Origin of the sequence: Pseudomonas sp. F8002, from assembly GCF_013385495.1 — a bacterium.
Taxonomy (GTDB): Bacteria; Pseudomonadota; Gammaproteobacteria; order Pseudomonadales; family Pseudomonadaceae; genus Aquipseudomonas.
This window is the reverse complement of sequence record NZ_JACAPW010000028.1, coordinates 99,676-110,666: the sequence shown is the minus strand read 5'-3', so window position 1 is coordinate 110,666 and position 10,991 is coordinate 99,676. Positions and strand designations below refer to the sequence as shown.

10 protein-coding genes are annotated in these 10,991 nt (G+C 60.8%); 5 read left to right on the top strand and 5 right to left on the bottom strand.

Annotated elements, in window-relative coordinates:
• Window positions 1-73: 73 nt before the first annotated feature.
• Window positions 74-865 (bottom strand): crotonase/enoyl-CoA hydratase family protein, encoded by a 792-nt coding sequence (locus HX811_RS20775; protein ID WP_102368446.1) that lies wholly within the window; start codon window positions 863-865, stop codon window positions 74-76.
• Window positions 866-1,288: 423 nt separating this feature from the next.
• Here HX811_RS20775 and HX811_RS20770 point away from each other — a divergent pair, with 423 nt between their 5' ends.
• Window positions 1,289-2,962 carry a DEAD/DEAH box helicase gene (locus HX811_RS20770; protein ID WP_003209050.1) on the top strand — a complete coding sequence of 558 codons (1,674 nt, stop codon included), beginning with the start codon at window positions 1,289-1,291 and terminating at the stop codon, window positions 2,960-2,962.
• A gap of 69 nt (window positions 2,963-3,031) precedes the next feature.
• On the opposite strand, the gene HX811_RS20765 is transcribed toward HX811_RS20770, so the two are convergent.
• Window positions 3,032-3,799: a class III extradiol ring-cleavage dioxygenase gene (locus HX811_RS20765; RefSeq protein ID WP_003209052.1), complete on the bottom strand. Its 768-nt coding sequence runs from the start codon at window positions 3,797-3,799 to the stop codon at window positions 3,032-3,034.
• A gap of 102 nt (window positions 3,800-3,901) precedes the next feature.
• On the opposite strand from HX811_RS20765, the gene HX811_RS20760 reads away from it, so the two are divergent.
• Window positions 3,902-4,558: a thiopurine S-methyltransferase gene (locus HX811_RS20760; protein WP_177047140.1), complete on the top strand. Its 657-nt coding sequence runs from the start codon at window positions 3,902-3,904 to the stop codon at window positions 4,556-4,558.
• A gap of 51 nt (window positions 4,559-4,609) precedes the next feature.
• Here HX811_RS20760 and htpX read toward each other — a convergent pair whose 3' ends face one another.
• Together htpX and HX811_RS20750 are read right to left on the bottom strand one after the other, a co-directional pair.
• Complete coding sequence (gene htpX / locus HX811_RS20755) at window positions 4,610-5,497, bottom strand: protease HtpX (protein WP_003209055.1); 888 nt, start codon at window positions 5,495-5,497, stop codon at window positions 4,610-4,612.
• 314 nt (window positions 5,498-5,811) lie between these two features.
• The gene (locus tag HX811_RS20750) at window positions 5,812-7,023 is read right to left on the bottom strand and encodes a pyridoxal phosphate-dependent aminotransferase (protein ID WP_003209058.1); all 1,212 of its coding nucleotides are present in this window, start codon (window positions 7,021-7,023) and stop codon (window positions 5,812-5,814) included.
• 202 nt (window positions 7,024-7,225) lie between these two features.
• Between HX811_RS20750 and msrB the strand changes: the two genes are divergently transcribed.
• From msrB to HX811_RS20735, 3 genes are all read left to right on the top strand, one after another.
• Window positions 7,226-7,618 carry a peptide-methionine (R)-S-oxide reductase MsrB gene (msrB, locus tag HX811_RS20745; RefSeq protein ID WP_177047139.1) on the top strand — a complete coding sequence of 131 codons (393 nt, stop codon included), beginning with the start codon at window positions 7,226-7,228 and terminating at the stop codon, window positions 7,616-7,618.
• 131 nt (window positions 7,619-7,749) lie between these two features.
• Window positions 7,750-8,235: a glutathione peroxidase gene (locus tag HX811_RS20740; protein WP_177047138.1), complete on the top strand. Its 486-nt coding sequence runs from the start codon at window positions 7,750-7,752 to the stop codon at window positions 8,233-8,235.
• Window positions 8,232-8,684 carry a MarR family winged helix-turn-helix transcriptional regulator gene (locus tag HX811_RS20735; protein ID WP_177047137.1) on the top strand — a complete coding sequence of 151 codons (453 nt, stop codon included), beginning with the start codon at window positions 8,232-8,234 and terminating at the stop codon, window positions 8,682-8,684. The genes HX811_RS20740 and HX811_RS20735 overlap by 4 nt, the downstream gene beginning before the upstream one ends.
• On the opposite strand, the gene HX811_RS20730 is transcribed toward HX811_RS20735, so the two are convergent.
• On the bottom strand, window positions 8,668-10,977 hold the full coding sequence (locus HX811_RS20730; protein ID WP_177047136.1) for a response regulator: 2,310 nt from the start codon (window positions 10,975-10,977) through the stop codon (window positions 8,668-8,670). The genes HX811_RS20735 and HX811_RS20730 overlap by 17 nt on opposite strands.
• Window positions 10,978-10,991 lie beyond the last annotated feature (14 nt).

The window sequence follows — 10,991 nt, the reverse complement described above, 5'->3', positions numbered from 1 at the left end:
CTGTAAGAGCGGAACCAATAGTGGCCGTTACCTAAATAACGGATATGTACCCCGCCCCAAGCCCCCTCCACAATCAACAGCCTTTAAAAACCCCAGGCCGCTTCTCGATCATCGCCCGTACACCTTCCTTGGCATCCTCACTATTCAGCAGTTTCTCCACCAAAACGGGCAACCCGGCCGCCGCCGCGGTCTCCCCCTCGATCCGTGCCTGACGCGCCGACATCAGCGTGGCCTGCACCCCCAGCGGCGCCTGCTGGGCAATGCGGTTTGCCAGCGCCACCGCCCGGGGCAACAAATCCTCGCTGGCCATCACCTCCTGCACCAACCCCAACCGCAGCGCTTCATGGGCATCAAACTCATCCCCCGTGAGCAACCAGCGCATGGCATTCCCCCACCCCGCGATCTGATGAAAGCGCAACGTCGCGCCCCCAAAAGGAAAAATCCCGCGCTGCACTTCCATCTGCGCAAACCGGGTATTGCTGGCACACAGATTGATATCCGCCGCCAACATCAACTCGATACCAATGGTCAGGCAGTACCCCTGAGCCGCAACAATCACCGGCTTACTGACCCGGGGCCCCGCGAAAACGCCCCACGGATCACAACCCCCCAGCGGCGGTTGCCAGCCTTGTGCCATCGTGGGCCCCACATTGGCCAGGTCCAATCCGGCGGTAAAGTGATCGCCATGCCCGAAGACAATGGCCACCCGCGCTTGCTCATTGCGATCAAATTCGCCATACGCCAGGCTCAAATCATTGAGCAATTCCAGGTCGAACGCATTGCGCTTGGCCACGCGATCCAGGCCCAGCAACAGGATATGACCCTGCTGTTCACGGCTGACGCGGCTGTTGGTGGCTTGGTTCATGGGGTGTGCCCTCGGGCGCAAAGGGAGGTTTCGGACCGAAGGGCCCGCTGTTAAGGGTGAACCGTTTAAGCGTCATGACCAACAGGGCCGGGCCTTTGAAAAATAGACCCTGCTGCCTGGATGCGCAAAGCCTTTGATGCAGAGGCGTTTACCTGCGGTTTGCGATAAAAAAAGCTCCCTTTTTCAGCGATTTCCGGTATAGTGCGCGCCGGCCTTTAACCGGGCCGCGTTTAGGTAGCGCAATTCCCCGAAGTCAGCTTCGGCTGCACGTCCGCACAGCGGACTCTTCCTTGACGAATCTTTTTCATTCATTCGTTTTCGCAAATCCCCGCCGACAAAGCAGCCAGGGCGACTCTTGAGTCTCAACACGGCATGCGCAGCTTTGGAGCATGGGTCTTTGCGGATGCACTTAGAGGCAGACCCATGACCCAGGAAACCGGCGGCTTCGCCGCTTTTAATCTTAACCCGAACATTCTTGCTGCCGTCATCGCGACTGGCTACGAAGAACCTTCGGCTATTCAGCAGCAATCGATCCCGATCATCATGGCCGGCCAAGACATGATTGGCCAAGCGCAAACCGGTACCGGTAAAACCGCCGCGTTCGCCCTGCCAATCCTGCACTGCATCGATCCTGCCAAGCGCGAGCCGCAAGCCCTGATCCTGGCGCCAACCCGTGAGTTGGCGCTGCAAGTAGCAACCGCTTTCGAAACCTACGCCAAGCAAATGCCGGGCGTTACCGTTGTGGCCGTTTACGGCGGCGCGCCTATGGGCCCACAACTGAAAGCAATCCGTAACGGCGCACAGATCGTTGTCGCCACTCCGGGCCGTCTGTGCGACCACCTGCGTCGCGACGAAAAAGTGCTGTCGACCGTGAACCACCTGGTTCTGGACGAAGCTGACGAAATGCTCAAGCTGGGCTTCATGGACGACCTGGAAGTCATCTTCAAGGCACTGCCAGCAACCCGTCAGACCGTACTGTTCTCGGCTACCCTGCCACAGTCGATCCGTGCCATTGCCGAACGCCATCTGCGCGATCCGCAACACGTGAAGATCCAGACCAAGACTCAGACCGTTACCGCGATCGAACAGGCTCACCTGTTGGTTCACGCTGACCAGAAGACCTCGGCTGTATTGAGCCTGCTGGAAGTCGAAGACTTCGACGCCCTGATCATGTTCGTGCGCACCAAGCAAGCGACCCTGGACCTGGCCAGCGCCCTGGAAGCCAAAGGCTACAAAGCCGCTGCGCTGAACGGTGACATTGCCCAGAACCAGCGTGAGCGCGTGATCGACTCCCTCAAGGATGGCCGTCTGGACATCGTTGTGGCGACCGACGTTGCTGCCCGTGGCCTCGACGTTCCACGTATCACCCACGTGTTCAACGTTGACATGCCTTACGATCCAGAGTCCTACGTTCACCGTATCGGCCGTACCGGCCGTGCCGGTCGCGAAGGTCGTGCATTGTTGCTGGTGACTCCACGTGAGCGCCGCATGCTGCAAGTGATCGAGCGTGTAACCGGTCAGAAAGTTGCCGAAGTCCGCCTGCCGGATGCCCAGGCCGTTCTCGATGCGCGCATCAAGAAACTGACCAACAGCCTGTCGCCACTGGTGGCTGATGCTGAATCGACCCACGGCGACCTGCTGGACCGCCTGACTGCCGATATCGGTTGCACCCCGCGTGCCCTGGCTGCAGCCCTGCTGCGCAAGGCTACCAACGGTCAGGCCCTGACCCTGGCTGCCATCGAGAAAGAACGTCCACTGGTGCCGAACAACGCTCCGCGCGGTGATCGTCCAGAGCGTACTGGCGACCGTCCGGACCGTGGTGATCGTGAGCGTCGTGCTCCGGTTCCATTGGCTGAAGGCCGTGCTCGCTGCCGTACCGCGCTGGGCGCGCGTGATGGCATCGCTGCCAAGAACCTGCTGGGCGCTATCCTCAACGAGGGTGGCCTGGCACGTGAAGCGATCGGTCGCATCCAGGTGCGTGACAGCTTCTCCCTGGTAGAGCTGCCGGAAGATGGTCTGGAGAAACTCCTGACCAAGCTGAAGGACACCCGCGTTGCCGGTAAGCAGTTGAAGCTGCGTCGCTACCGCGAAGATTGATCCGCCCCCGGGCTGATTGATCGAACATAAAAAATCCCCGACTGGTTCGGGGATTTTTTTTGCCTGCAATCAGGCGAAACGGTAGATGTCCATGCCCAGCGCACCCATGGTAAAGCCTTGGTGGGCTGCGCTGAATTCACCGCCGGCGCCCCGGGCGAAATACAGCGGCAGCAAATGCTCGTCGCTGGGGTGGCTGCGCACGGCATGAGGTGCCTGGCGACGATAGTCGTGCAGCGCGGCTTCATCGTTGGCTGCCAGTTTGCTGACCATCCAATCGCGAAAATCCCGCGCCCAGGGCTCGATGCTCTCCGGCCCGGCATGCCAGTCCAGTTCGCCGAGATTGTGGGTAATGCTGCCGGAGCCGATCAGCAGCACGCCCTGTTCCCGCAGGCTCGCCAGTGCGTGGCCGACACGGGTTTGCAGGGCAGGGCCCATGCGGCTTGGCAGCGATACCTGCACCACCGGGATATCGGCCGCCGGGTACATCAGCGACAGGGGCACCCAGGTGCCGTGGTCGAAGGGGCGCTGATCATCAATGCGCGCTTCCAGGCCGTCAGCCTTGAGGAGCTGCACGATTTGGGCGGCCAACTGCGGGTCACCTGGGGCCGGGTACTGCACCGCGAACAGTTCCCGTGGGAAGCCGCCAAAATCGTGCCAGGTCTCTGGTGCGGCGCTGCCAGTCACGAGCAGCCCCTGGCTTTCCCAGTGCGCCGAGACCACCACAATGGCCTTGGGGCGTGGCAGCTCGGCCGCCAGGCGCTTGAGTGCCGGGCCACTGGCACCGGGTTGCAGGGCAAGCATGGGCGAACCGTGGGAGATAAACAGGCTGGGCAGCATGAGTAGGGTCCTGAGGGTTAAGATGGGACCATCTTCAATCAGATCATTGATCTAAATCTAATATAAGTTTTAGCGCTATTTGATCAATTTTTAGGATAAATCATGGAACCTGGATTTTGGCATGAGCGTTGGGCGCGCAATCAGACGGGTTTCCACTTGCCCGAGGTGAATCCTTACCTGCTGTGCCACTGGCCCGGTCTGGGTGTGGCGAGCGGGGCGCAGGTGCTGGTGCCGTTGTGCGGCAAGAGCCTGGACCTGGTGTGGCTGGCGAGCGTCGGGCATCGGGTGATCGGGGTCGAGTTGTCGGAAAAGGCCGTTGAAGAGTTTTTCAGCGAGCAGGAGCTGATGCCGCAGGTCAGCCAGCGCGGCGCTTTCAAAGTTTTCCAGGCGGGTTCCATCGAGCTGTGGTGCGGGGACTTCTTCGCCCTGGATGCCGGTGCCGTGGTTGGTTGCACAGCGCTTTACGACCGGGCGGCGCTGATTGCCCTGCCACCGTTGATGCGCGAGCAGTATGCGGCGCACTTGAATGAGATTCTGGCGGGAGGCAGTCGTGGCCTGTTGATCACCCTCGACTATGAACAGTCGCAGAAGGCCGGCCCGCCGTTCGCGGTGAGCGATGAGGAAGTGCAATTGCTCCTGGGCGGCCGGTGGAGCCTGGATGTGCTGCAGGAGCAGGACATCCTGGGGGACAGCTGGAAGTTTGTTAAGGATGGCGTCACGCGCCTGGACGAGCGGGTGTACCGGTTGGCCAGGCGCTGAAGAGCGCCCACAAAAAAGGGGCGATTGAATCGCCCCTTCTTCTTGTCGCTATCAGCCGCGACGACGCAGTGCGTCAATTCGCTCTTCCAGTGGCGGGTGGCTCATGAACAGGCGAGCCATGCCCTGCTTGATGCCACCGTTGATGCCAAAGGCGGTCAGGGTGTTCGGCATGTGCACCGGCAAGCCCTGTTCGGAGCGCAGGTGCTGCAGGGCGCTGATCATCGCGCCGGTACCGGCCAGGCGTGCGCCAGCTTCGTCTGCGCGGAATTCCCGTTTGCGCGAGAACCACATCACGATCGAGCTGGCGAGGAAGCCCAGTACCAGTTCGGCGAAGATGGTCGCCACGTAGTAGGCCATGCCCTGGCCCTGTTCGTTCTTGAAGATCACCTTGTCGACGAAGTTGCCGATGATCCGCGCGAAGAACATCACGAAGGTGTTCACCACGCCCTGGACCAGCGCCAGGGTGACCATGTCACCGTTGGCCACGTGGCCGATCTCGTGGGCCAGCACCGCCTTGATTTCGTCGGGCGAGAACCGCTCCAGCAAGCCCTGGCTGACGGCCACAAGGGCGTCGTTCTTGTTCCAGCCGGTAGCAAAGGCGTTCGCTTCATAGGCCGGGAAGATCCCGACTTCAGGCATCTTGATCCCGGCTTCGCGGGACAGTTGCTCGACGGTCTGCAGCAGCCATTGCTCATGACGGGTGCGTGGCTGGGTAATGATCTGGGTGCTGGTGCTCATCTTCGCCATCCACTTGGAGATGAACAGCGAGAAAATCGACCCGGCAAAACCAAAGACCGCACAGAAGATCAGCAGCTGATTGAGGTTCAGATCAACCCCGTTGGCCGCCATGATCCCATTGAAGCCGAAAAGGCTCAGCGTGATGCTGGCAATCAGCACGACCGCCAGGTTAGTGGCCAAGAACAGCAGAATGCGCATCATGGTTGTAGAATTCTCCTCATGCTTAATATGTCGCGTACTGCGGGGTATATAAGGTGCGGCATGGGGCTATTCAACCGGGGGACTATTTCAAACTGTGTCCTACAGCCTGAATGTAGAGCCTTGAAGGGAATTTCCGAGGCCTGGTGTGGCTCGGCAGCCTCGCCCCATTACCTTGCAGCCCTGTAATTATAGGGTGATGCCCGAGCAAGGGTGGAGCCGGCAGGCGTAAAAGGCGATACCGCCCGCGCAGGGCAGAGAAGTGTTGCCAGATAATCGCTGTACGACCACGGGTGGGCCGTACAGCGCAATGCCCATTACTGGCGATAGGACTTCAGGAAGTTGCCGATGCGACCGATGGCCATCTCCAGGTCATCCACCCGCGGCAGGGTGACCACCCGGAAGTGATCCGGCCACGGCCAGTTGAACGCCGTACCCTGGACCACCAGCAGCTTTTCCGACAGCAGCAGGTCGAGCACGAACTTCTCGTCGTTGAGGATCGGGCACACTTTCGGGTCGATCCGCGGGAACGCATACAGCGCCCCCATCGGCTTGACGCAACTGACGCCGGGAATCGCGTTCAGCAGTTCCCAGGTGCGGTTGCGCTGCTCCAGCAGGCGGCCTTGTGGCAGCACCAGGTCGTTGATGCTCTGGTAGCCGCCCAGTGCGGTCTGGATGGCGTGCTGGCTCGGCACGTTGGCACACAGGCGCATGTTGGCCAGCATGTCGATGCCCTCGATGTAGCTCTGGGCATTGTGCTTGGGGCCGGAAATGGCGATCCAGCCGGAACGGAAGCCCGCCACCCGGTAGGATTTAGACAGCCCGTTGAAGGTCAGGCACAACAGGTCCGGCGCCAGGGAGGCGGTGCAGATGTGCACGGCGTCGTCGTAGAGGATCTTGTCGTAGATCTCATCGGAAAACACCACCAGGTTGTGCTGGCGCGCGAGTTCGAGCATGCCCAGCAACACTTCCCTGGAGTAGACGGCGCCGGTGGGGTTGTTCGGGTTGATGATCACCAGGGCCTTGGTGTTCGGGGTGATCTTGGCCTTGATGTCGGCCAGGTCCGGGAACCAGTCGGCGCCTTCATCACACAGGTAATGCACCGGATGGCCACCGGCCAGGGTTACGGCGGCGGTCCACAGCGGGTAGTCGGGAGCCGGAACGAGTACTTCGTCGCCGTTGTTGAGCAGGGCCTGCATGGACATGACGATCAGCTCGGACACGCCGTTGCCCAGGTAGATGTCTTCGATGCCGACACCTTCAACCTGCTTCTGCTGGTAGTACTGCATGACGGCCTTGCGCGCGCTGAACAGGCCTTTGGAGTCGCTGTAGCCCTGGGCGGTAGGCAGGTTGCGGATCACGTCCTGGAGGATTTCGTCCGGCGCTTCGAAACCAAAGGGTGCCGGGTTGCCAATGTTCAGCTTGAGGATGCGATGGCCTTCCTCTTCCAGGCGTTTGGCGTGCTTGAGCACCGGGCCGCGAATGTCGTAGCAGACGTTGGCGAGCTTGTTCGATTTGCTGACCTGCATGGCGATGTGATCCTGAAAATGAACGATCCAGACGGTGTGAAGACTACCGTGCTGAGAATCCTGCGTTGGCCTGACCCATAAATACGTTTGAATGCCGGTAACGCGGGTGCCAGACTGGCGCTTTGAAGAGGCGCAATCATACGTGCCGCCTGATCCATGGAAAAGACACAGATCAGGCTTTTTCAGTTGCCGAGGTGTACCGATGGAAAAGTTGCAGAAAACCGTTGAAGAATGGAAAGCCATGCTCGACCCGGAGCAGTACAACGTGTGCCGCCTCAAAGGCACCGAGCGACCGTTCAGCGGCAAGTACAACGGCACCAAGACCGACGGCGTCTACCGCTGCATCTGCTGCAATGAGCCGCTGTTCGATTCCAGGGCCAAGTTTGACTCCGGCTGCGGCTGGCCCAGCTTCTACGAGCCGATCGCCAAGCAGGCCATGGTCGAGATCCGGGACGTCAGCCACGGCATGATCCGCACCGAAGTCACCTGCGCCAAGTGCGATGCGCACCTGGGCCACGTGTTCCCGGACGGACCGCCACCGACCGGTTTGCGTTACTGCATCAACTCGGTGTGCCTGGACCTGGTACCGCGCTGAGCCGTCAGGCTCCTGCGAGCTTCGTGCCCGCAGGAGCCGTTATATCAAGGCATAAGTCCCGCCAATTAAATTGCACACAATTGAATTGCCTACTATCGTTTAGTCCTTCTTATCTTTGTAGAGGCACTGCCATGAGTGACAACCTGCTGAACATCCCTTGCACCACCATCAAGGGTGAGCAAAAGACCTTGGCCGATTTCGCCGGCAAGGCGATTCTGGTGGTCAACACTGCCAGCAAGTGCGGCTTCACCCCGCAATACAAGGGGCTTGAGGAGCTCTGGCAGCATTACAAGGACCAGGGCCTGGTGGTATTGGGCTTTCCCTGCAACCAGTTCGGCAAGCAGGAGCCGGGCAACGAAGGCGCCATTTCGGAGTTTTGCGAGCTGAACTTTGGTGTCAGTTTCCCGCTGTTCAAGAAGATTGACGTCAACGGCAGCGATGCCCACCCATTGTTCGTACAGCTTAAAAAGCAGGCCCCGGGATTGCTGGGCTCCAAGGGCATCAAGTGGAACTTCACCAAGTTCCTGATCGGTCGCGACGGCCAGGTGGTCAAGCGCTTCGCCCCGACCACCAAGCCCCAGGACCTGACCCAAGAGATCGAAGCCCTGCTCAAATGACCGACCTGTCCCTGGCCCTCGACGACCAACTGTGCTTCAAGCTCTACGCCGCCTCCCGCGCGGTCACCCGGGCCTACAAGCCGATGCTCGATCAGTTGGGCCTGACCTATCCGCAATACCTGGTGATGCTGGTGCTGTGGGAATGGCAGGCTGCAGCGGTGTCGCAGCCTACGGTCAAGGCCCTGGGCGAGCGCCTGCTGCTGGATTCCGGCACGCTGACGCCACTGCTCAAGCGCCTGGAGCAGCTTGCCCTGGTGCGGCGTCAGCGCAGTACGCTGGATGAGCGTGAAGTGCACCTGAGCCTGACCGATGAAGGCCGGCACCTGCGCGACCGGGTGCAGCCGCTGAAGGCCCGCCTGTTGTGTGACAGCGGGGTCGACCTGAACCAGGCCGATGCCTTGCGTGACGGCCTGGATCAGCTGTTGCGCCAGATCAAAGACTTGTCGTAGTCGGCACCCACAGATCGAGCAAGGCCTTGAGTTCTTCCCGGCGAAACGGTTTGGCCAGGTAATCGTTCATGCCCGCAGCCCGGCAGCGCTCGCGTTCCTCGGACATGGCGTTGGCCGTCAAGGCGACGATCGGCAAGTCCGGCCAGCGCCCGCTGCGGCGGATCTGCCGACTGGCCTCATAGCCATCCATCACCGGCATATTGCAGTCCATCAACACCATGTCGAAGCCTTGCTCTTCCAGCAGCTTGAGGGCTTCACCACCGTGGGCGGCGACGATTACCTCGCACCCGAGCTTGCCGAGCATGCCCTTGGCCACCAGTTGATTGACCGGGTTGTCCTCCACCAGCAGGATGCGCGCCCGGTGGGCGAGGGGGCCGGTTTCCAGCTGGATCAGGTCCAGGACCAGGTCCGGATCGGTGCGCAAGTTGCGTTGCAGGACCTGGTACAGCGCGGTGCGGCTCAGGGGGCGGGCCTGTTGCTGCAAGGGGGCCAGGGCCGCGACTTCTTCGCTGGGCATGAAGTTGCCGTAGGCGGTTACCACCAGGATCGGGGCGGTGATCATCGGGCGCAGGCGGAACAGGCATTCGGGGCAGTCGGTGATCAGCAGGTCGGGATTCTGCCCGCTCAAGTCATCGTCGATGGAATAACAGCGCGGAGCCAGGCCCCAACTCGGCAGCAGGCTGGTGAGGAGTTCTGCCAGCCCGCTGCTGGTGCTGGTGATGGCGATTACATCTCCAGCCAAAGGCGCCAGGCGCACCGCCGGCAAGTGGGTCGGCAAGGGCAGGTCGGCACAGAACTGGCTGCCAAAGCCAGCTTCCGAGCTGATGCTCAGGCGGCCCTTCATGGCTTCGCACAGGTTGTGGGTCAGCGCCAGGCCCAGGCCTGTCCCGCCGAACTGGCGGGTGATGCCCGCACCGGCTTGGGTGAACGGCTGGAAAATCTTGACCTGGGCATCCTGGGCGATCCCGATACCGGTGTCGCACACCTCGATCCTGACCCGGCCGGCCTGGGCACTGAGGCGTACATCCACCCGGCCGAAACGTGTGAACTTCAGGGCGTTGGACAGCAAATTGCTGACAATCTGCCTTACCCGCGTCGGGTCGCCCAGCACCTGGGCGGGAAACTGCGGGTCGATCAGGCACGTCAGCTCCACGCTGGGCGCGGCGTTTTGCGAGAGCAGGTTGGCGGTGTCTTCCACCAGTGAACCGAGGTCGAACGGGATGCTTTCCAGTTCCAGTTGGCCGGCGTCGAACTTCGACAGGTCGAGGATATCGTTGAGTAGCTCCACCAGTACTTTGCCGGAGTCATGGGCGATCGACAGTTGCTGGCGTTGCTCGGCGTTCAGTGGGCTGTCGAGGGAGAGGGCGATCATCCCCAGCAGGCCGTTCAGCGGTGTACGGATTTCATGGCTCATGTTGGCCAGGAACGCCGCCCGTGCCTGGGCCATGCCCAGGGCCGTCATCTTCGCCGCTTCCAGCTCGTCGTTCGACAGCGTCAGCCGATGATTGATCGCCTTGAGCTCGGTGGTGCGGGCGGAGACGATGTCTTCCAGTTGGCCGAGGTATTCGGTCAGGCGATTTTCAGCATGCCGGCGTTGCTGGATTTCAGTCTCCATGTTTTCAAACTGTTGGTTGGCAACGTTGACCAGTACGCCGATTTCGTCGTGCTCGTGCCCCGGCGGGCAGTCCAGGCGCTCGTGCTTGCGTGAGCTCAGCTCGCGGATAATGCGCACCAGCGGCTTGGTCAGCATCACGTAAAAAAGCGCCAACAGAATGCCGGTGAGGATCAGGCTGCGGGCGAAGCCGTTGAGCAGGGTGATCTCGGCGCGGTGCAGGAAGCGGCTGCCGAACGCGTAGGTGTCTACGTCAAGACGCAGTACACCGAGGGAATCATTGGGCATGTGGGTGAGGTACAGCCGGTCTTCGAATTGGCGGTTGGCGCCAAACAGGAAGTCGCTGATGGGCCGGTAGGTGCTTTCCTTGCGCGGACGATGGACATCGGCCAGCACCAAACCGTTGTTGTCGATCAGTTGTGCATGGGTGATGGCGGGGGAGTGCAGCAGGCCCAGCGTCAGTTCCTGGGCCAGCTCGGCGTCGATGTTGTAGGCGATGCGCGAAGCCGGGTTATGGCTGATTTCAATCAGCGCACGTATTTCCCGGTTGATGGAAGCGTCTTCGCTGGCATAATCAATCCCAATCTGTATCAGGCTGAGCAAGGTTCCCAAGACGAATCCGACCAGCACTGTCAGTCTGGCTTGTTTATAAGACAAGCGGTGGGCGAACTTGATATCCATCGGGTGCTGTACCA